This window comes from Actinomycetes bacterium (assembly GCA_022396035.1).
Lineage (GTDB): Bacteria > Actinomycetota > Humimicrobiia > Humimicrobiales > Humimicrobiaceae > Halolacustris.
The window spans coordinates 101,293-123,594 of sequence record JAIOXO010000002.1 but is presented as its reverse complement, the minus strand read 5'-3'; the positions used below and the strand labels follow the sequence as shown (position 1 = coordinate 123,594).

Here is a 22,302-nt window from a genome sequence, read left to right as displayed (position 1 = left end):
TTATTATTTACAAATTTTAGCTGATATACTGATAAACATTAAATAAAGGAAGGTATAAGGAGAGGACTATTATAGCTACCATGACTGCCACTACCAGCAGCAATATGGGTTCTAAAACAGTTATTATAGTATCTATGGAGTTAGATACTTCTTCATCATAGAAATCCGCTACTTTGTTCAGGATGCTGTCCAGGGAACCTGAGCGCTCCCCTACCGCAACCATCTGAACCATCATTGGCGTAAATACCTTGTATTTGGACATGGGAATAGATATGCTCTCCCCTTCACTGATATTATTCTTGATATCCTCTAGAGCATTGTCTATTATGGCATTATCTGATACCCCTTTAATTATATCCAGCGATCTCAGTATGGGCACACCGGCAGATATAAGGGTGCCTAAGATCCTGGTGAACCTGGCCAGGGCAATTTTTTTTATGATTTCCCCTATCTTGGGCATGCTTATTTTAAAATTATCAAAAATATATCTACCCCGGGGGCTTTCTATAAACTTTTTAAAGGCCAGGCGGCCCCCAACAACCAGTACAATTATAATTATATAGGTATAAAACTTCTTAAACTGATCTCCAATAGCTATAATTGCCTTGGTAAGCAATGGTAAATCTGCCCCCAATTCATCATATATACCCTGAAAGGTTGGTACTATAAAAATCACAATGGCAACCATTATAATTACCGCAAAACCCAGTACAAATTTGGGATAAGCAGTCTTATTTTTAATCTGGAGCCTGATGTTTTCTTCTTTTTCTAAAAAATTGGCAAGTTTATCCAGAGTCTGGTCCAGTACTCCGGCAGATTCTCCAGCACTTATCATGCTTATATACAGTTTTGAAAAAACTTTAGGATACCTGGCCATAGATTCAGAAAGAGTCAGCCCTGATTCTATGCTCCTTCTTACACCCAGGATTATTTCTGAAAATTTCTTGTTATCAGCCTGCTGTCTTAGTACCTCCAGCGATTCTATCAAAGACATTCCTGAAGAGATTAAGGTAGAAAATTGACGGGTAAATACACCTATGTCCCTTAATTTTATACGATTTAAAAAGCTTATATCAAAATTTATGCTTTTTGCAGTTTTTTTGGCTTCCCTTACCTCAATCACAAAATAGTTCATATCCCTTAATTTGGAAAGAACAACATCCTGGCTGGGAGATTCCATAGAATCCTCAATTAATTCTCCCTGGCTGGTCTTGGCTTTAAAGTTATATATGGCCATAACTAACCCAGCATCCTTTCCATATCTTCCCGGTTATGACATTTTTCCAGAGCAATCTCCCGGGATATTTTTCCCTGCCGGTACAGATTGGCCAGGGACATATCCATGGTAATCATTCCCCTTCTTCCGCCAGCCTGAATGGAAGAATATATCTGGTGGGTCTTCATCTCCCGGATTAAGTTTCTGATTGCTGTGGTGCTGAACATAAGCTCAACTGCCGGTACTCTTCCCTGGTTATCAACTGTAGGCAAAAGCTGCTGAACCATTACTGCTTTCAGAGTTCCAGCCAGCTGTACCCTGACCTGCTGCTGTTGATGTGGAGGAAATATATCTACGATTCTGTCCAATGTCTGGGCTGCATCCTGGGTATGCAGTGTAGAAAAAACCAGATGCCCCGTTTCAGCCGCAGTTAACGCACTGGAAATAGTTTCCAGGTCCCTCATCTCCCCTACCAGTATTATATCCGGGTCTTCTCTTAACACATACTTGAGCGCCCTGGCAAAGGATTTGGTATCAAAACCTACTTCTCTCTGGGATATGATGCTTTTTTTATGACGGTGCAGATATTCTATAGGATCCTCAATGGTTATTATGTTTTCAACTCTGCTCTCATTTATCAGGTTTATAATTGAAGCCAGGGTTGTTGATTTTCCACTTCCGGTAGGTCCGGTTACCAAAACCAGCCCCCGGGGGTAAGTGGCAAACTCTTTAATTTGCTGAGGAAGATGAAGATTTTCAATACTCAGTATATCTGAACTAATAACCCTGAAAGCTCCAGCCAGGCTGCCCCTCTGAAAGAAGTAATTTACCCTGAATCTGCCAATGCCTGAAAGCGAATGGGAAAAATCAAGTTCTTTTTCTTTAAATAAATGATCCTTTTGATTATCGTCTAAAACCTCCAACAGCAAATCTTTTATCTGGTCTGGTTTAAGATCCGGATACCCTTCAGATCTTGCCAGATTGCCATTAATCCTGAGCATGGGGGGTAAGTAAGCAGTGATATGTACATCAGAAGCATTTTTTAAAGCTGCATTTTTTAATATCTCATTTAAGTCCATTATAGCCCCCGTTTCAGTATAGTATTTTCAATTTTCTGGCTTATATTTTCTGTATCCGGTATATCTTCTAAATCAAACCATATTTTGAAAGAATAAGCTGCCTGGCTAATGAGCATTTCTACCCCGTTTATCAAAACAGCCCCTTCTCTTTTAGATTTTTTTGCCAGCAGAGTATCGGTTGGCTTGTAAACCATTTCCACTATATATTTTCCTTCCAGACTCCAATCCCCGGGAACCGGCATCTTATTTACCATATGCTTATCCACATCCATCCCCAGGGGGGTGCAGTTAACTATAAGGTCAAAATTGTTTACACTTACATTATTTAAATATTTTATTATCTCTATTCTATCATCATTTTTATATAAGTTTCTAATATTTTTTGCATGGCTAAAATTCCGGTTGTATACATAAATCTTTTTTATTGGTTTTTGGAGCAAGCCGTAAATGCTGCTCCTGGCAACACCCCCTGCCCCTATAACCAGAGTTTTGGCCCCGCTCCATTTAAATTTCTTCTTATCCAGGCACCTTACAAACCCCTCTACATCAGTATTGAATCCCCTGGTGGTTAAACCGGGCATAATCTTTACTGTATTTACCGCACCGGTTGCTCTAGCAGCATCACTGCAGCTGTCAACTAGATTATAAATTGATTGCTTGTAAGGCATGGTGACATTGAAGCCTATAAAATCCATGGCGACCAAACCCCTGTAGGCTGCCTCCAGCCGATCAGGCTCAAATTCAAATACCGCGTAGGCTGCGTTTCTGTTATGCTGTGCTATAAAATGATTATGTATTATAGGTGATAGACTGTGCCGGCAGGGATAGCCAATGACCGCCAGTAACCTGGTTTCTGAATTAATCATAGTAGTTAAAACTTTATTTCAAAAGAATAATAATTTTTAGGATTGGTTACGGGTTGAATACTGATATCGGTAACCACGGAGAAAGCAGGCCCTTTTTTTATTTCCTCTATAAACTGCTTTAGCTCCTCATCTTCACCCTGGCAGGTAATTTCCACCTTATTATCTACAGTATTTCTAACATACCCTTTTATATTATATTTATTAGCCCTGGACTCGGTAAAATAACGGAAACCAACCCCCTGAACTCTTCCCGAAAGTATTATTTTAAATGTATTTATTTTATCATTCATAGGACTATTATAGATAAAATTATCTAACCTTTAAACCATTTTCACCCTTAAAAGAGAGTATTTGTCAATTTTACCTGTTTCCGGCAATACCACCACATCATTGGGATTGGCAACATCCGTAGATTGACCGGTTTTTTTATCAATAATTTTATCAGCCTGGAATTCTATTGGCTGTTGATATGGTTGAACTATATCTATAATTTGCTTCCGTCTAAACTGGTTCTTCACCCTTATTACCGGTCCTTGCCACTGTTTGCTGTAACCCTGATATACGCCTATAAAACTATATTTTTTGATATACCCTACATTATCATTGTCTTCTAATTCTTTTCTGTCTTTTGCAAACATAAACCCCAGAGTAAAATTTCTATGTGAGGCCTTATCCAGTTCACCCATAAGGTACCGGATTTTTTCTGGACCAAACCTATTTTCCCTGATATAGTCAAGAGCTTTCCTATATACCCAGGTAACCTGGCCCACATAATTTTCAGTCTTCATTCTCCCCTCTATCTTCAAACTGTCAACTCCAGCCTTTACCAGCTCCTTTAATTTGGGTAAAAGGCACAGATCCCGGGAATTATAGATATAGGTACCGGTGTGATCCTGCATTATAGAGAAAAATAAATTAGGCCTCTCTTCTTCCATAAGGTAATATTTCCACCGACAGCTATGGGCGCATTTTCCCTGGTTAGCATCCCTTCCGCTCATATATTTGGAAAGCATACACCTGCCGGAATAAGAGATGCATAGAGCTCCGTGGGTAAACACCTCTATTTCTGATTCTGCTTTACCTATTATATTTTTTAAATTTTTAAAACTTACTTCACGGGCTATATTTACTCTCTTTGCCCCCAACTTGGCCCAAAAATTTACTGCTTCGCTATTATTAGTATTGGCCTGGGTGCTTATATTAATATTTACCCCGGGCCAGAGCCGGCAAATCTGATTAAATACACCCATATCGGAAACTATGACTGCATCCACCTCTATTGCTTTTAATTTCTCTATATAATGCTTAAACTTGCCTATCTGGTCCTCTGAAAGTATTGAATTTAAAGTAAGATAAACTTTTACTTTCCTCTGGTGAGCATAGTTTACTGCCTGGCCTAATTGGCTTATGGTAAAATTTCCCCTGATGCTGCGTAAATTAAATTGTTTGCCTCCCACATAAACTGCATCAGCGCCGTAATGAATTGCATATTTCAGCGTATTTAAATTATTTGCCGGCACCAGTAATTCAGGTAATTTTTTTATTTTACTGTTCATAGCCATACCTCGGAGACAGAAATTCCATCGCCAATATCATATAACCGGGTTCTAAAATTATTACGATTGCTGACCAGGTTCAGATATTCCGAGATCCCGGATAAGCTGTTCTGGTGATGGCTGCTGCAGGCAGGCCTAAATACACGCCCGCCGTAAAAAACATTATCAGCTAATATAAAGCCACTCCGTCCTACTTTACCCATAAGCGATTTAAGGTAATCCGGATACTGGTATTTGGCCCCATCTATAAATACCAGGTCAAATTTTTCCTCCAGCGTTGGGATTATCTGCAGGGCATCACCATGGCAAAAGTGCATAGTTTTCTGGCCATAAATACCGTTTAAAAATTCTCTTGCTCTCAATAATCTATCTTTATTCAGGTCTATTCCCGTGTACTGTCCCCGGCCTAAATTCTTTATCAAAAAATATGAAGAATAACCACAGCCGCAGCCTATCTCTAAAATGTTTTTTGGCTTTTTCAGCATACAAAAAACTTCTATAAATCTGGCCACCTGGTTATCTACCACCGGCATTTTCTCATTAACGGCATCTTTCCTGTAATCATCCAGGAGCTTTTTTTCAGCCAGATACTTATTTAAAAGTTTATTGTGAGTTATTGATGTTTTGCTCATGCTCTTCAAGGGTGTTTGAGAATGAATGAGTATGTTTTTCTTCATCGGTTACCACAAAATAGAGATAGTCGACATCTGCTGGCGATAATGCTGCCTTAATTGCCTCTATCCCAGGATTACATATGGGAGTTGGAATCAGCCCTGCATAAATCCTGGTATTATATTCTGAATCATACTCCAGATCGGAAACAGTCAATTCCTGATCCCATTTATCCAGGCCATACCGTATAGTTGCATCTATTCCCAGAGGCATGCCTATATCCAGACGGTTATGGATAACTGCGGAGATTAATTCCCTTTCTTCAGCAATATAGGCTTCTCGCTCTATAAGTGAAGCAATTATCAGAATCTGGTAGGGAGTCAACCCCTTTTTTTGTGCAAATGAATAATCAAGCTGACTGGTTTCCCGCTGGTATTGTGATATCAACATGTTTACAATGTCGTTAGCACTATAACCGACAGTAACCTCATAAGTTTTAGGGAAAAGAAAACCTTCCAGACTTTCTGCCCCATCCAGGAAAGAGTAATCATAATTTTCAACCATTAATGTCGGTTCAACCTGTCCTTCCCCTATGAAGGGCAGATGCAGGATTCTTTCTTTTATCTGGTCAACCGTAAATCCTTCGGGTATTATTAATTTATAGGTAATTATCTGGGGGCCAGCGGTAATGGTTTTGAGCACCTCTTCCATTTCTGAACCGGTAACCAGGGTGTATTCGCCGGGAAGCAGTGCGGTTTCCATTTGCTTCTGCTGCACATAAAGACGGAATACAAAACCGTTTTCCACAATCCCTTCTTCTTCTAGAAGCTGGGCTATCTGGCTCAAAGTCATACCCTCTTTAATCTCTATTTCCACTTTCCTGCCAGGTTCTATCTCCTCATTTGCAGGGACTAAATCCATGGAGCAGCCAGCCATCAAAATTATGGATACAGCTGCAGTTAATATTAATAATAATCTATTTCTCATATTGGGATAGGTAATCATTTAATATAATGGAGGCCGAGAATTTATCTATATCTTTTCCCCCTTTTCCCATTTCTTTGGCACAAATTTTTGTAGTAAATCTTTCATCATAATTTATTACCGGCAGGCCCAGAGGTTTGATGTTCTCTTCTATAAAAGCCTCTACTTTTTTACCCTGATGGCCTATATCCCCTTTAAGGTTCCGGGGGATACCAGCCACAATCTTGCTTATATTTTTATCTTTTATAATTTTTTTTAAACTATCAACAATCCGGCGGTCATTGGCTATTACTGAATGGGGAAAAGCCATGGTTACATTTTCATCGCTTACCGCCACTCCGATTCTTTTATCCCCAATGTCCAGACCCATTATTCTCATTTTTCTTCTATCCTGGTTTTGGCAAGATTAATAGCCTCATCAAGCTTTTCCGGTTTTGATCCCCCTGACTGGGCAAAGTCTGGCTTTCCGCCTCCGCCTCCTCCCAGTATTTTGCCGGCATCTCTGGCAATCTTCCCGCAGTGAAGGCCCCCCTTAACCAGATCATGGGTAGCCTGGATTAGTAATACTGGCTTTTTATCAAACACATTGCCCAGTATAACTGCTGTGGACTTCTGGTGGTAAAGATCCTTAATCTGGTCTCCCACTGCAGCTAACGAGTCTGCATCCAGCTCGGGCCCATTGGAACTGTTGGATAAATTATAATATAGAATTTTTAATTTTTTATCCTGTGGGGAGTAATTAAATTCTGATAATATTTGGTCTCGGGCCATCCTAATATTTAAAGTTTCTAGCTGAGTTTTGGCCTGTTCGTAATTATTCTTTAAGTTTTCAAGCTCATTGATAATCTCTGCTTCCTCTACCCCTAAAGTCCTGGATATTCCTAATGTCAGCTCTGCTTTTCTGTTTAGAAGATTTAAGGCATGAAATCCAGTAACCGCCTCAATTCGACGGGTATTAGCCCCTATGCTTCCCTCTGAAATTATTTTAAATAATCCCAGTTCTCCGGTCCGCCTTACATGGGTGCCCCCACACAGCTCCCTGCTGTAATTATCTATTTCTACCACCCTTACAAAATCTCCATATTTTTCATCAAACAGGGCTATAGCCCCGATTTCTCTGGCATAATCCTGGGTGGTCTCAAACACTTTTACCAGGTCATTGTTCTGTATTTTAGCATTAATCAGCAGCTCAATCCTTTCCAGGTCTTCTTTTTTGGGTGTCTGGTAGCTTATGAAGTCAAACCTGAATCTATCCCTGTCTACATATGACCCTGACTGATTTACTTCCTGGCCCAATACCGTGCGCAGAGCCCAATGCAGCAAATGAGTAGCTGTATGGTTTTTGCTTATATCTTTCCGGAAACTTACATCTACTTCAGCTTCAACTTCATCGCCTGTAGTTAGAGTCCCCTCTTTTACCCTGCCTTTATGCACATATATACCTTCAACCGGTACTTGAGTGTCCTTTACTTCAAACATAGAGCCTTCAGCAAATATCCTGCCCTTGTCGCCGATCTGGCCGCCCTTCTCTGCATAAAAAGGAGTGGCTTTTAGTAGAACTTCCCCTGCCTGGCCTGGCTTAAGTTCATCTACAGGCATGAATTTATCCCCTGACTGCTGTCTTAAAATCTGTATTATCCGGGTGGAAAAATTTAGTTTCTGGTATCCCACAAACTCCACCGGATGTGTTTTTGCCAGCTCCCGGTACAAATCAATCTTCTGATCTATTTTTTTATCAAAAGTGGTTTTTTCTTTGGACCTTACTACATGCTGTTTTAAATAATGATTGAATTTATCCATATCCAGCCTGAGGTTATTTTCCTGGAGTATCTCCCTGGTTAACTCTACCGGAAAGCCGTAAGTATCATATAAACGGAAAGCATCCCGGGGATTAATATAATCATTCTTGCTTGACTTTAGCGCTTCAATTGCCGACATAAGCACTTTACTTCCCTGTTTTAAGGTTTTGGAAAACCTTTCCTCCTCGTCATTAACCATTTTGAAAGCAAACTCTTTTTTTTCTGTCAGCCGGGGATAGGATTTTCCGTATTCGCTTATAAGTATCTCTCCCAGCTGGTTTAAAAAATGTTTTTTTATACCCAGAAGTTTACCAAACCTTACTGCCCTTCTGATTATCCTTCGAAGGATATAACCCCGGCTCTCGTTGGCAGGAATTACTCCGTCAGATATTAAAAAATAAATGGCCCTTGAATGATCGGCTATAACCCTTATAGCCCTTTTGTATTCCACTTCAGACAGGTCGTGGTTACCTTTTTCTGCCAGCTCTTCTGTCCTGGTTATTATTTTTTTAAATAATTTTGTATCAAAAACTGAAGATTTGCCCTCCAGAACTGCTGCTATTCTTTCCAGGCCCATTCCGGTATCAATATTTTTCGAGGGTAATTCCACATAATCGGTACCATTAAAATTATATTGGGTAAATACCAGATTCCATATTTCCAGAAACCTTCCACAATCACATGAAGGATTGCATTGTTTGCTCTTACAGCCGTAATCGGGCCCATAATCATAATAAATTTCGGTACAGGGGCCACAGGGTCCGGTTTCACCGGCCGGTCCCCAAAAGTTTTCAGATTTTCCCAGTTCTACAATTCTTTCCCTGGGGATGCCTTCATCCACCCAGTATCTTAATGCTTCCTCATCCCTGGGAAGGGCTGCTCCGCCTTTGAAAACCGCTACCCATAAATTCTCAATATCCAATCCCAGATGATTGACTACAAAATCCAGGGCATAGTGGATAGCTTCTTTTTTAAAATAATCTCCAAAAGAAAAATTCCCCAGCATTTCAAAAAAAGTAAGATGTCTTTCGGTATAACCAACACTATCTATATCGCTGGTCCTGAAGCACTTTTGAACTGTGGCTATTCTAGTTTTTGGAGGTTTTTTAACCCCCAGATAATAAGGCTTGAAGGGCTGCATTCCAGCAGTGGTAAGCAACACACTGGGATCATCCTCTGGAACCAGGCTGGCCGAGCGTAATATTAAATGTTCTCTATCCTCAAAATACTTTAAAAACTTTTCCCTTATATCCATTAAAGTGTTACCTTGCTTAATAAAATGGATACCCCATTTGGCCGTAATCGTTGGAAGTTTTTTATGCCCTGCCTCAGCAGGTGGATGCCCTCCTAGCTGTTTTGTAAGTCCCGTTTGATACGGGCATTTACGCCGCAGATGAAGTTTGGGCTTCCAAAGTTAATTTGTTGGCACAAAAATTAACTCTAATTACGCACCAAACAGCGTATCCATTTTGATATTATCATAATTAAGGCCTTAATTCAATAAACGCCGATACTGCGAAAAACCGTTATATTATCTTTGAAGTTTCCTCATGCGGCCTGGGTATAACATGTACTGATATCAGTTCTCCAACCCTCTTGGCAGCAGCAGAACCTGCATCAACAGCAGCCTTTACCGCCCCTACATCGCCTTCAACTATAACTGTGACCAGGCCTCCGCCTACATAAGCCTTGGAAACCAAAGTAACATTTGCTGACTTTACCATAGCATCAGCAGCCTCTATAGACCCTACCAGGCCTCTGGTTTCAATTAAACCTAATGCTTTATTCATGTTCTATCCCTTCCCTTATTGTTGGCCCATAACTTTTTTGATGGTCTGCGCTATTATTTCCTGAAGCTGGGCCTCATCAATATTATTTTTATTCTCTATTGGAGTTGCCTGCTGTGAACTGCTGGCAGTCACAGTGTCGCAGGGCACAACCTTGCAGTCTATATCACCGTCACACATCCCGCAAACCACACAATCTCCATACTTTTTATCGCCAGCAGTATCTTCACTGGTCATAGCAGCCGGATATGAAAATTTTGCAGTAGCCAGGCTTCCTTCCCTGTATTTTAGGGAAACACCGGGGAAATATTTATCCAAAAGGCTTTGCATCTCCAGCTCCAGCCTGGTTTTGAGATCGGAGATTTTAGCCAGCTCATTCTGGGGATAATTCATCATGGGGGGACCGGTTTTAATGCCTCTTAAATCCAATGCTTCTTTAAAACCCTGTGGAAAATTGACTGATTTCATTTCCCTGATTAATGGTAAAATGGCAAACTGCAGATTATAGGCATTCTGAGTGTTTTTATTTATGAAACTATTATACATGCCTACCATGAATTCAGGCATTATTCCTGCAGTAGCAGTCATACAGCCCTTACCGCCCATCATGAGCGCAGGCAACAAGATTTCTTCAGCACCAACCAGAACTTTAAAATCTGGATTAACTTTCCTGGTCATTTCAATCAGATTCATTACATTAACCATGTTCCCTGAAGAATCCTTTATGCCTACCACATTGGGCATATTACATAGATTTTCAGCCATCTGGGGGGTTACCTCATTGGCAAAAAATGGAATATTGTATAGATATATTGGTATATCTACAGACTCTGCTACCTTTCTCAGATGACCTTCAACCACCTCTTTGGTATTCTGGAAAAAATAAGGGCCGTGCAGAACCACACCTGAGCAGCCTTTTTCCTTGGCATAATTTGCTATCTCAATAGATTTGTGATAACAGGTTGCACCAGAACCAGGTATTACATCTACCCTACCCCTGGCTTCGTCCACCACCACGTCTATTAAGAATTTCCTTTCACCCATATCCATATGAGTGTACTCACCACAGGAAGCAACGGGAAACAACCCATCGACTCCTTTGTCAATTAAGAAATTAACGAATCTTCTTACCTCCACTTCGTTTATCTTGCCCTTCTCATCAAAGGGGGTAAGCATTGCTACTATTACACCTTCAGGTATATCCATAAACTATTCTCCTTTCCTAAATTATCTGTTAACCACGTTTTGCGGGCTATTATCTTTTAAAACTTTAACAATATTTTGGGCAGTTTTATATTTTAAATCCTCAATAGAGGATTCGGAATAAAAAGCTGAATGAGGGGTGACTATAACATTATCCAGTTTAACAAGTTCATTGTCCATACCTGGCGGTTCCTGTTCCAAAACATCCAGCCCGGCTCCTGCTATATGGCCATGTATTAAGGCAAGATATAATGACTGGGTATTAATAATGCCTCCCCGGGAGGTATTGACAATATAAGATGTTGGTTTCATCAATTGGAATTCTCTCTGGTCAAACATATGAAAAGTTGAGTCATTCAAAGGGCAGTATATAGATATAAAATCTGAGTTATGCAATATTTCATAAAAACTTGCCATTTCCAACCCAAACTGGTCTTTAACTTCCTGGCTTACATAAGGGTCATAAACAAGTATTTTGCCAAACAGGGCATTTACTTTAGGATAAAGATTCTGGGGAATTTTGCCAAAACCAATTATTCCCAGCACCTGCCGTTTAAAATTAAAAACTGGCTTAGCAGTACCAACCGCATCCCATACCCCTGATTTTACAGCTTTGGTCAGGTCCACTACTTTCCTGCCCAATGCCATCATCATGGCTAAACTATGGTCAGCCACCTCGTCAAGACAGTAATCGGGAACATTGCAAACTTTGATACCCTTTTTGGTGGCAGCAGATAAATCAATAGTATCCACACCGATACCGTACCTGGAAATAACCTTGCATTTCTGCATGGCATCTATAACCTTTTCTGTAACCGGGGCATACTGTACAATCAATCCATCAGCATCTGCACATTCTGCAGCAAGCTTGCTTTCATCTTTGCTCTGCAGCTCTACTATGTCACAATCCATCTGCTTTAATACTTCTTTTTCAATGCTTACATCATCAAAATCATAATCGGTAAACACTACCTTAAAAAGTTTATTATTCATTTAGACCAGCCCTTACTAAAGCATACATAATTATACTGTCGGTTTATAAAAATTAGTTAATACTATTATAATTTCAACTTATTTGCAAACAATACCCGGCCGGGGAGGAGCTGCTTATAAGCCCCTCCCAGCCTATTACTAATTTAGAAATTGTAATAATTACCTTCATCACCCAAGAACAGTACATTATTCTTGCATTTCAGGTATTCCATAAGGCCAACTACCCCGCCTTCTCTACCAATTCCACTTAATTTGTTTCCGCCATAAGAAGCTTCAATCTTGGACATTACATTAGTGTTCATCCAAACGATTCCGGCATCAAAAGTACGGGTAGCTTTAATCAGTTTCCTTACGTTCTCGCTCCAGACAGTAGCACCAAGACCGTAAACCGTATCGTTAGCCAGTTCCAGTGCCTGGTCAAAATCCTTATACTTCATTACGGTTACTACCGGACCAAATATTTCTTCCTGCACGCATTCCATACTATTATCATCAACTTCAAGCACAGTAGGAGGATAAAAATACCCTTTATCAAATGGACCACCGGTAAGCCTCTCTCCGCCGCACAGAAGCTTTGCCCCATCTTTTACTGCTCTCTGCACATAACCATCAATGGTTTTAAATTGATTTTCATCAATCAAAGCGCCCATCTTGGTCTCAGGATCCATTATCTCTCCAATTTTCATTGAATTGCATCTCTTAACCAGCAGATCCACAAACTCATCATAAATGTCCTCATGAGCATAAAGTCTGGTAGAAGCACAGCATACTTCGCCCTGCATGAAGCAGAAACCAAGAATAAGTGAATTCACCGCATCGCTTAACTTACAGTCGGCTTCAGCAATAAAAGGACCTTTACCGCCAAGTTCCAGAATTACCTTCTTAAGGTTGGATTCAGCGGCGGCCTGCATGCATCTTCTGCCTACAGCAGTTGAACCGGTAAAAGATATCATATCAATATCCGGATGCACCAGCATAGCTTCACCGGTTACGCTGCCTGATCCTGAAACAATGTTTAGAACACCTTCCGGGAATCCGGCTTCCAGAAATATTTCACCCAGTATCTGGCAGGTAATAGGAGCCATTGAAGAAGCTTTAAGCACTACTGTATTGCCCGCTGATAATGCAGGACATATGGTCCTGGTAGCAATATGAATAGGAAAATTCCAGGGAATAATAGAACCTACCACCCCGTAAGGTTCCCAGGTCTCATAACAAAGGGTTTCCCCGCCTGCAATTGGCACCTCATCGCCCCTGATTTGCCTTGCTTTATTGGAAAAGTATTCCATAGCCATAAAAGCATAGGGCAAGTCAGTGTTTACCGCTTCACTTATGGGTTTGCCCACATCTTTGGCTTCCCATTCAGCCAGCTCCTGATGCCTTTTTTTCATTATTTCCAGGGCTTTCATCATTAGGTCAGCTCTCTGGTCTCCGCTCATGGCAGCCCATTTAGGGGCAGCTGCCTTGGCTGCTGCTACTGCTTTATTTACATCATTTTCAGAAGCTGCCGCCAGTTTGGCCAGCTCCTCTCCGGTTGCAGGACAACGGGAGACAAAGGTTTTGCCATTTTCAGCATCAACCCATTGATTATTGATAAACAGCTTAAATTCTTTCATCTTTCCTCCTTATTTTTAATTACTTTTGTACAATAAAAGGTATCTGCATCAATTTTGCAAATTCCTCTAATTCATCCAGTATATCTCCGTAAACCAGAGCATTATGATGCGGTATTCCGTTTCTAAGAAGCGATTCAACAAATTCCATATTACCGCCTCTCATTTTTATAAACAGATTACTTCCCTTGAGGTGTTTTTCGGTCTCCACCACTTCACCTATACCAGCATGCAGTGAAAACTCTCCCCTGATTGAATTTAATCTGCATACGGTGGCTACCCCACTCTTCAAACCGGCAGTCTGGGCCAGCCCACCAAAAACTTTCTCAATTTTTGGTTTGTCATTGGATAAATTATGGGGGGCATTGCCGCAATGCCAGAACAATAGAGCATCCGGATCTTCCATAATATTAACAAAATCTGCAAACCAGGGTGTAGAGCCAGCCAGTACATACTGCAGCATCAGGGTAAGAGAGCCATCTACGTCACATTCACAGGAAGCCATAACTCCTTCAGCATTGCATCTGCCATTTGCGGGACAAATTGGAGTCTGGTCGATATCCCTTAATTCCGGCCAGCAGTCTGGTGCATAGGATTTTAGATTTCTTTCCTTTGCCACTTTTTTAACTGCCAGGTAAACCTTGGATATGCCCCTTGATTCCTGTACATCCTTATCATCGATATTGAATATCTTTTTTTGAACTTCCATATCCTTATCAATTTCTTCATCGGTAATACTCTTGATAATATTGGAAAACTCATACATTGAAACTTTGGTAATAGTGGTACCAAATTTCTGTTTTATGGCTAATTCATCAAAATCTGAAATTTCAAAGCCATCAGGTCTCATACCTATAACACCAATAGCAGCTTCTTTCAGATAGGCTATTGCGGTTACGGCTTTTATAAATTTTTCAACATTTTTTTTAGGTTTTCCACTTTTTGCATTACCATAGGCAAAAGAAAAAGTCCTGCCAAAATTTTTGAATATAGTTCCTGCAGGCATAACCCCAACCATGGAACCGGTAAAATTATGCTTGCTTATAGCAAACTCCTCTATCCCCCATATTAAAAATGGGCAGTCCGTATTCCTTACCAGTTCTACGGTAATATCCCCAGTAGAGAAAGTGCCGTTGAATATTACTACACCGTCTACATTATCTGCCTTAAACTGTTTCCAGGCTTCAGTTGCCAGTGGTCGGGAGCTCATGGGTTTGGGATATTCAGAAATTTCAGCACCCATATCTTCCAGCATTTTCTTAGCATCTTCTGCATATCCTGCAGCAGTCTCCAGGTCCTCCCCTTCAAGAAAATCCAGGGCTAAATTTACAAACCCCAGCTTAACCTTCCTAAATTCTATTGCCATACTATCCTCCCGCTATTTTTTTTATAAATAATTCTTGAATTAATTAACCGATAATATTTTTTCTAATTTTTCAAACTTTCTGCCCTGTAAATATCCTCCCGTATTTGAATCAGGTGGCTTTTCAAGGCTCTTTCTGCTCCCTCCACATCTTTATTTTTAATCTTCTTATATATCTGTATATGCCATTTTAAACCACGGTCTTTGGACCCGGGTACCCGGGCTGTAGTTTTTATCCCTTCTACCAGTATTTCAAATATAAAATCAAATATATTAATCAGTACCTTGTTTCTGGTGCAGTTAAAAATGGTTTTATGAAATTCATAATCCTCAAAATAATAAAGGTCTATCCGGTTTTCCTTTATACATCTCTTGGTATTATTAATATGGTCTAAAAGTTTGCTGAGATCTTGCTGGGAAGCATTAACTACCGCATCCCTTACTGCCGCTGTCTCCAGTATTAGCCTTACATTTACCAGATCCAGAAGTTCTTGTTTTCCTACATTTAGATGTACCTTGGCAGGATTCATTATGGATTCTATGGAAAGTTCAGACACAAAGGCACCCTTACAGGGTTTTATTTCAATAATATTAGACAGGCTAAGGGCTTGCAGTGCTTCCCTGACACAGCTCCTGCCCACATTTAATTGCCGGGCAAGCTCTCTCTGGGAATGGATTTTATCATTGGGTTTTAGATTGCCTTTTTTGATTTGGCTAATTATTTGATCAATTACCGTTTGTACTACGCTCTTGTTGTTAGCTGATTTTAAATCAGATTTGTTCATTATATTATTTATAACAAGCCGAATTCAAGTTTAGTTGTTCCTACCAATTTACTTAGCTGGTCTTACCAGTTTATTTTAATCTATTCAATAACTGTTTGTCAAAAACTTTTTGACCTTATGACAATATCACTGAACTACTACAAAACTTTTTGACCTAATCTCTATCCTGTCCCAGCTTAATTAATCTGGTGGCACCCACCAGGGTTATATTAGTTATAGTGGGCAACAGCCGGTAAGGGAAAAACTTGTCTTTTTTGACCTGCAGCAAAAAGCTGCTCCCTTTGCCGGTATACTTGATAATACCGGAAGTCCTGGTAATATTTTCAAACTGGGTTATGGCTCTGCCCATGGGGCTGATTATTCCATTAACCAGCGCCCTTAGCATATCTTCACGATCGGTATTTAGAGTAAGGTTGCTAAAAGAGCCCCTTTTCTGTTTAAAACTCAACCTGTCTCCTGCCAGATAAGGCCGGAACACTGAACTGGTACTCTTTTGTTTTAAAATCTGTGGAAGATAATGATCATAATAGTGCCTGGCATCCATTTCTCTGCAGAAATTCTTCCTGAACCATTCCACTGAAACACCCCCGGCACCAATAATATTCATAGTGAGCCATTTTTTTCTCAACGGGTGGGTTCTGAGCAGAAGCTTTTTATCTACTGCCGGATTATCCAGACTCATCACCATAAGTTCCACTGTACCGGTTGAATTTAAAATATGGCCATCCCGGCAAACATCAGCACCCAGTGCTGCGCAGGCGGTATCTGCAGCGCCTATGGTAACCGGCACCCCTTCAGGGACCCCGGTTAGCTTACTTATATGTCTGGTGGTTTTACCTATAACCTGGTCAGAATAATAAACAGGGGGTAACTTATTGTCATCTAGGTCCAGGGCTTTAATTATATCCTGGCTCCATCCGGAGTAATGGACAGTATCATATAATCCGGTAAAAGAAGCATTACTGGGATCTATGGCAAACCGGCCTGTAAACATTTTGGCCAGAAAAGTATTGGTATGTCCCAGCATATAAGCTTCTTTGTAAAGCTGGGACATATTCTGTTTAAGCCACAGCATGGATGTCAACGATATACCCCCGGGAAAGGGCAGGTTGCCTGCTACCGATAAGAACTTTTTTTCTCCAATTAAGGACAGGGCAGCTCTGGCCTGTTTAACACTGCGCCGGTCCAGGTGTATTATAGCATTATGCAGGGGCTCCCCTTCCCTATCCATGGGAACCAGTCCCGGGCATAATACTGAAAAACATATCCCTTTTACCCTGGAAAGTTCTTCTGTTAATGGTTTTAAAGCATCTAAAACCTTGGACCTTAAAAGCCTGAAGTCCAGCTCTACTCTATCTTTGCCCGGAGTGATAAAATTATATTTCTGGCTATTTTGCCTTATTATATTATATTCACCATCAACTATTCCTACCTTGATACTGGAAGTTCCCGCATCAATTGCAAGATAGGTCTCAGGTTTTACCATAGGTACCTTATAGCCTTATATCCTTGATGTTAAATACCCATGTGGGCTTCCGGTTATTTAAGACATCAATTACTCCCTGGGCTGCATGTACGGCCATCCTGGCAGAACTTTCCTTGGTCAGGGCAGCAGAATGAGGGCTTAAAATTACTTTGTCACTGGCCAAAACAGGATTATCTTCTTCTGGAGGCTCATCTTCGAATACGTCCAGGGCTGCTCCCGCTATAGTTCCATCAGATAGTGCCCGGGCCAAGGCTGATTCATCGACCAGTCCCCCTCTGGATGTATTTATCAGAAAAGCGCTTTTTTTCATCTTCTCTATTAACTTTTTGCCCACTATATGATGATTTTCCCTGGTATAGGGTATATGCAGTGATACAAAGTCAGCTTTAGAAAATAGTTCATCCAAAGTATCTACCATGTCGTAGGAGAAATCGACATCTACATCACTGCCAAGAAAGGGATCATAGGTGATAATATCCATACCAAAAGCCTGAACACACATTCGGGCAGTAGTTCTTCCAATTTTACCAAACCCTACCAGGCCCAGAGTTTTTTCTGAAATATCCACCGGGGTGTAATTATACCTTATCTTCCAGTTACCGGCCCTGACTGCCGCGTCCATGGATTTAAGATCTTTGGCCAGGGTAAGCATGAAGCATACTGCATGCTCGGCTACAGTAGAGGTATTAGCTTCAGGAGCATTACATACCGGGATATTATTATCAGAAGCTGCCTTTATATCTACATTATCAACTCCGGCACCGGTCCGGCCAATTACCTTCAATTTTTGGGCGGTTTGTATAGTTTCTCTGCTCAGTTTGGTAGCAGTTCTTACAATTATAGCGTCGGCATCAGCTATATGTTCCCTTACTACTTCATCTTCCGGAGATGGTGATATCTCTATTTTTAAGCCATTTTCCTTAAGCAGATTTATGGCCTGCTCATGAATATTTTGCCCTAGCAGTACTTTCATCTTATATCAATCCCTTTTGTTCAAAGAATTTATTCATTTGCTGTTTTTGTTCCTCGGTTAATGGAATTAAAGGCCTTCTGGGGTCTCCACCATTATAACCGCAAATAGTTGCTGCGCTTTTAACCCCGGCCACAGCATTGGCCCCTGATACACGGCCATTAATCTGGAACAGCTCCATATGCAAATCCTTTGCCTGGTCCAGCTTACCATCTATAAACAGCTGGTATAGCTGGCAGCAAACCTGGGGTATAGCATTGGCCAGAGATATAATTCCACCTACGGCGCCAAAAATCAAACCGGTTAAAAAGAAGCTCATTGAGCCGGCCAGCACATAAAAATCATCAACATCCCTGGTGGCACTCAGGTAACCCATAAGCCCTGCCTTGGAGCTGTCCTTCATCCCCACTATATTTGGATGATCAGACAGTTTTCTCACTGCTTTAGGGGAAATGGTTACTCCACCGGTAAACCCGGGAGCATTATAAATTAAAACAGGTATGTCTACATTATCAGCAATCTCAGTATAGTAATTTATTAGCACCTGGTCATTTATGATCTTTTTAAAATAACTGGGGGTAAGTACGCTTACAAAATCTGCTCCAATTTCCTGGGCCTGTTTGCTGAGCTCTACTGTCTCCCTGGTTGATTCACAGCCGGTACCGGCCATTATAATTTTATCCCCTTTATTTTTTACAAATATTTCCAGAACTTTCAGCTGTTCATCCCTGGTAAGACTCTTGTACTCACCATTTGAACCCAGAGCCAGATGTCCGGTAATAGGGGTACTGTTTAATTTTTTTAAATTTTCTTCCAGTTGTTCATACTGTATCTTATCATCTTCAAATGGGGTAATGGTTGGCACAAATACTCCGCTTAGCTTTTCTTTCATTTCTGTCTCCTTATTCATTCTTGGTTATGTCTATATGAGCTTCTTTTAACTGCTGTGGGGTAACCTCTGACGGCGAATCAGTTAACATGCAAACCGCCGATTGGGTCTTGGGAAAAGCAATAACATCCCTTATGCTTTCCATTTTTGCTATAATCGTAACCAGCCGGTCCAATCCAAGGGCTATTCCTCCATGAGGGGGTATACCATATTCCATAGCTTTTATAAAGAAACCAAAATTTTTTTCTATCATCTGTTCATCAAAACCCAGAATCTCAAAAATCTTCTTCTGCAGCTCCAGGTCATTGATTCTTATGGAGCCTCCACCAATTTCCTGTCCGTTGAGTACAATATCATAAGCCTGTGATTTTACTGACAGGGGATCTTGGTCAAGCAACTTTCGACTACCGGGTTCAGGCTGGGTAAAAGGATGATGCATTGGTGTTATGCTATTATCCCTGTTATCCCGTTCAAACAAAGGAAAGTCATAAACCCATACAAATTCAAAACCCTCTTTAACCAGGCCAAGTTTTTTGGCCAAATGCTTTCTGATTACCCCCAGACTGTTACAGGACACCAGAAAGGTGTCAGCAACAATAATTAAGAGATTGCCCGGTTTCAGGTTAAGTTTTTCTATCAGCATGGAAATTTCTGCCGGTGATAAAAATTTGGTTACCGGAGATCTCAATTCTTCATTTTCTTCAACTCTGGCCCAGACCAGCCCTCCGGCTCCACTATCTTTGGCTATATCTATGAGTTGATCCAGGTCCTTTCTGGTAAAGGCCCGGCCATCTTCCACCACCATGCTCTTTATGCAACCGTCTTTTTCTAAAACCTTCTTAAATACATTAAAGGATGTATCTGCAAAAATTGCAGATATATCCTTTAGGGGAAGATCAAGCCTTAAATCAGGCTTATCGCTGCCGTAGGTTTCCATGCTTTGTTTCCAGGTTATTCTTCTAAAAGGTGTTTTTAGCTCTTGACCCAGCACATTTTTAAAAATTGCGGCCATCATATTCTCAATATTTTCCAATACGTCATCCATCTGCACAAAAGTCATCTCCAGGTCAATCTGGGTGAATTCCGGTTGCCGGTCAGCCCTCAAGTCTTCATCTCTGAAACACCTGGCAATCTGGTAAACCCGGTCAAATCCGGAAAACATTAAAATCTGTTTAAATAACTGGGGCGACTGGGGCAATGCATAGAATTTGCCGCTATTCAGCCTGGAAGGTACCAAAAAATCTCTGGCTCCCTCTGGTGTACTTTTTGCCAGTATGGGGGTTTCTATCTCCAAAAATCCCTGCTGATTTAAATAATTTCTAGTCTGTGAGGTGATGGCATGCCTCATCCTTAAATTTCTCTGCATTTTATCTGTGCGCAGATCCATATAACGGTATTTAAGCCTGGACATCTCATCTACTTTGCCTGTTTCGCTTAACAAAAAGGGCGGGGTCTCTGATTTTCCCAGTATCTGGATATTCTCTACAGCCACCTCAATTTCCCCGGTCTTGATATCAGGGTTAATGGTATCACTGCTTCTTCTGTCTATAATGCCCTCAGCTTTCAGCACATATTCGCTCCTTATTTTTTTTGCAGTCATATATGCTTCCTGACTATGTGCCGGGTCAAATACCAGCTGTATAACTCCTGAAAAATCCCTCAGATCAATAAAGATAAGCTTTCCGTGGTCCCTCCTGCTGTTAACCCATCCACAAATATTTACCTTGTTTCCTATAGCTTTGCTGTCCAGCTCTCCACACAGATTTGTCCGGTATGAAGTTTTAAAATGGTGGTAATCAACACCAATATTTTTTTCCCAAGCCATGATTAATTTCCTCTCAATAATTCTATTATCTTATCCCTGTCATGTTTCCAGTCATAGCTATACTGCTTGAATTTCTTTAAATCCTTTATGGTAACCAATTTGCCCTGGAACTCACTCTCTCCCACAATAAGTACATAATCGAAACCTTTTTTCTCGGCCCATTTTAGTTCTTTGGATATATTTTTAATATCAAAATTAGTATCACAGACAAAATAATTTCTCAAACAACTTAATATTTCCAGTATATAGCCTGAAAATTTATCATCCATTGATGCCACATATATTTTACTCTGACCGGACTGGTAACCGGGTTCAATACCCAGCTGCTGCATAAGCAGCATAGTTCTGTCTACACCAATTGCAAACCCTAGAGCTGGTAACTGAGGGCCGCCCATCTGCTCTATCAGGTTATCATATCTTCCCCCGCCGCCTAATGCATTCTGGGCGCTGTCCAGCTGCCTGGAAGTAAGCTCAAAGATGGTACGGGTATAATAATCAAAACCCCTTACCAGTCCCGGCTCTAACTTAAAATTAATTCCCAGCTGCTGCAGATAACCAGTAACCCGTTTTAGATGATCACTGCATTGATCACATAAATGATCAGATATTTTGGGGCTGTCTTCTAGCCGGGCAATACATCGGGAATTCTTACAGTCAAATATCCTTAAAGGATTTGTTTTAAATCTCTGCTTACAATCATTACACAAATTCTCCAGCCTGGGCTCCACAAAAGATCTAAAGATTTTCATATACTCCTGCCGGCAGCTGCTGCAGCCAATACTGTTTATAAGTAGATTTAAATCTTTAAACCCCAGCTGCTTAAATAAAGTATTTGCCAACCATATGACTTCCGCATCAATAAGGGGGTTATTGCTGCCTACAGCCTCTACCCCCAGCTGGCAAAACTCCCTCATTCTGCCTTTCTGGGGCCTTTCATACCTGAACATATTTCCCACATAAAATAGCTTTAGGGGCAGATTCTGGGCATACATCTTATTCTCTATTACTGCCCTTACTACGCTTGCCGTACCTTCCGGCCTCAGGGTTAAAGATCTCCCTTTTTTATCCTGGAAGGTATACATTTCCTTTTGCACTATATCAGTAGACTGCCCTATACTCCTGGAAAACACTTCCGAATGTTCAAAAGCAGGAGTTATTATCTGTTCATAATTGAAAAATAAAAACTGCTGTTTGGACTTATCTATTATATAATTACGGTAATCCAGATGCTTACCATATATATCTGTTGTCCCCCGGGGAGAATTTAAAACCAATT

20 protein-coding genes and 1 other RNA gene are annotated in these 22,302 nt (G+C 40.7%); all 21 read right to left on the bottom strand.

All coding sequences use genetic code 11. The features are described 5' to 3' along the window. Nucleotides 1–16: 16 nt before the first annotated feature. On the bottom strand, nucleotides 17–1,237 hold the full coding sequence (locus K9H14_01660; protein MCG9478897.1) for a type II secretion system F family protein: 1,221 nt from the start codon (nucleotides 1,235–1,237) through the stop codon (nucleotides 17–19). Nucleotides 1,238–1,239: 2 nt separating this feature from the next. Further along, a complete protein-coding gene (locus tag K9H14_01655) occupies nucleotides 1,240–2,295 on the bottom strand; it encodes a type IV pilus twitching motility protein PilT (GenBank protein ID MCG9478896.1) in 1,056 nt (351 codons plus the stop codon). Then, nucleotides 2,295–3,161, bottom strand: coding sequence for a shikimate dehydrogenase (aroE, locus tag K9H14_01650; protein MCG9478895.1), 867 nt, complete (start codon nucleotides 3,159–3,161; stop codon nucleotides 2,295–2,297). The genes K9H14_01655 and aroE overlap by 1 nt, the downstream gene beginning before the upstream one ends. Before the next feature lie 5 nt (nucleotides 3,162–3,166). Continuing rightward, entirely contained in the window at nucleotides 3,167–3,439 is a 273-nt protein-coding gene (locus K9H14_01645; GenBank protein MCG9478894.1) for an acylphosphatase, read from the bottom strand. A 42-nt stretch (nucleotides 3,440–3,481) separates the two neighbouring features. Further along, nucleotides 3,482–4,717 carry a U32 family peptidase gene (locus tag K9H14_01640; GenBank protein ID MCG9478893.1) on the bottom strand — a complete coding sequence of 412 codons (1,236 nt, stop codon included), beginning with the start codon at nucleotides 4,715–4,717 and terminating at the stop codon, nucleotides 3,482–3,484. After that, entirely contained in the window at nucleotides 4,714–5,349 is a 636-nt protein-coding gene (locus tag K9H14_01635; protein ID MCG9478892.1) for a methyltransferase domain-containing protein, read from the bottom strand. The genes K9H14_01640 and K9H14_01635 overlap by 4 nt, the downstream gene beginning before the upstream one ends. Further along, nucleotides 5,321–6,316 carry an endolytic transglycosylase MltG gene (mltG, locus tag K9H14_01630; GenBank protein ID MCG9478891.1) on the bottom strand — a complete coding sequence of 332 codons (996 nt, stop codon included), beginning with the start codon at nucleotides 6,314–6,316 and terminating at the stop codon, nucleotides 5,321–5,323. The genes K9H14_01635 and mltG overlap by 29 nt, the downstream gene beginning before the upstream one ends. Then, nucleotides 6,306–6,692 carry a Holliday junction resolvase RuvX gene (gene ruvX, locus K9H14_01625; protein ID MCG9478890.1) on the bottom strand — a complete coding sequence of 129 codons (387 nt, stop codon included), beginning with the start codon at nucleotides 6,690–6,692 and terminating at the stop codon, nucleotides 6,306–6,308. Before ruvX ends, mltG begins: the two co-directional genes overlap by 11 nt. Continuing rightward, a complete protein-coding gene (gene alaS, locus K9H14_01620; protein MCG9478889.1) occupies nucleotides 6,689–9,367 on the bottom strand; it encodes an alanine--tRNA ligase in 2,679 nt (892 codons plus the stop codon). Before alaS ends, ruvX begins: the two co-directional genes overlap by 4 nt. 26 nt (nucleotides 9,368–9,393) lie before the next feature. Next, a non-coding RNA gene (gene ssrS / locus K9H14_01615) (6S RNA) lies at nucleotides 9,394–9,577 on the bottom strand. A 61-nt stretch (nucleotides 9,578–9,638) separates the two neighbouring features. Continuing rightward, complete coding sequence (locus K9H14_01610; GenBank protein MCG9478888.1) at nucleotides 9,639–9,902, bottom strand: BMC domain-containing protein; 264 nt, start codon at nucleotides 9,900–9,902, stop codon at nucleotides 9,639–9,641. Nucleotides 9,903–9,917: 15 nt separating this feature from the next. Continuing rightward, the gene (locus K9H14_01605; protein MCG9478887.1) at nucleotides 9,918–11,105 is read right to left on the bottom strand and encodes a dihydrodipicolinate synthase family protein; all 1,188 of its coding nucleotides are present in this window, start codon (nucleotides 11,103–11,105) and stop codon (nucleotides 9,918–9,920) included. A 21-nt stretch (nucleotides 11,106–11,126) separates the two neighbouring features. Continuing rightward, nucleotides 11,127–12,095 carry a C-terminal binding protein gene (locus tag K9H14_01600; GenBank protein MCG9478886.1) on the bottom strand — a complete coding sequence of 323 codons (969 nt, stop codon included), beginning with the start codon at nucleotides 12,093–12,095 and terminating at the stop codon, nucleotides 11,127–11,129. A 143-nt stretch (nucleotides 12,096–12,238) separates the two neighbouring features. Beyond that, nucleotides 12,239–13,711 (bottom strand): aldehyde dehydrogenase family protein, encoded by a 1,473-nt coding sequence (locus K9H14_01595; protein ID MCG9478885.1) that lies wholly within the window; start codon nucleotides 13,709–13,711, stop codon nucleotides 12,239–12,241. Nucleotides 13,712–13,730: 19 nt separating this feature from the next. After that, the gene (locus tag K9H14_01590) at nucleotides 13,731–15,074 is read right to left on the bottom strand and encodes an L-fucose/L-arabinose isomerase family protein (GenBank protein ID MCG9478884.1); all 1,344 of its coding nucleotides are present in this window, start codon (nucleotides 15,072–15,074) and stop codon (nucleotides 13,731–13,733) included. A 62-nt stretch (nucleotides 15,075–15,136) separates the two neighbouring features. Continuing rightward, nucleotides 15,137–15,856: a FadR family transcriptional regulator gene (locus K9H14_01585; GenBank protein MCG9478883.1), complete on the bottom strand. Its 720-nt coding sequence runs from the start codon at nucleotides 15,854–15,856 to the stop codon at nucleotides 15,137–15,139. A 154-nt stretch (nucleotides 15,857–16,010) separates the two neighbouring features. Further along, nucleotides 16,011–17,342 carry a hypothetical protein gene (locus K9H14_01580; GenBank protein ID MCG9478882.1) on the bottom strand — a complete coding sequence of 444 codons (1,332 nt, stop codon included), beginning with the start codon at nucleotides 17,340–17,342 and terminating at the stop codon, nucleotides 16,011–16,013. A gap of 7 nt (nucleotides 17,343–17,349) precedes the next feature. Next, complete coding sequence (locus K9H14_01575) at nucleotides 17,350–18,315, bottom strand: hydroxyacid dehydrogenase (GenBank protein MCG9478881.1); 966 nt, start codon at nucleotides 18,313–18,315, stop codon at nucleotides 17,350–17,352. Nucleotide 18,316: 1 nt separating this feature from the next. Beyond that, on the bottom strand, nucleotides 18,317–19,204 hold the full coding sequence (locus K9H14_01570; GenBank protein ID MCG9478880.1) for a dihydrodipicolinate synthase family protein: 888 nt from the start codon (nucleotides 19,202–19,204) through the stop codon (nucleotides 18,317–18,319). A 10-nt stretch (nucleotides 19,205–19,214) separates the two neighbouring features. Further along, nucleotides 19,215–21,026: an aspartate--tRNA ligase gene (gene aspS / locus K9H14_01565; GenBank protein MCG9478879.1), complete on the bottom strand. Its 1,812-nt coding sequence runs from the start codon at nucleotides 21,024–21,026 to the stop codon at nucleotides 19,215–19,217. Between the two features lie 2 nt (nucleotides 21,027–21,028). Further along, the gene (hisS, locus tag K9H14_01560; protein ID MCG9478878.1) at nucleotides 21,029–22,300 is read right to left on the bottom strand and encodes a histidine--tRNA ligase; all 1,272 of its coding nucleotides are present in this window, start codon (nucleotides 22,298–22,300) and stop codon (nucleotides 21,029–21,031) included. Between the last annotated feature and the right edge of the window lie 2 nt (nucleotides 22,301–22,302).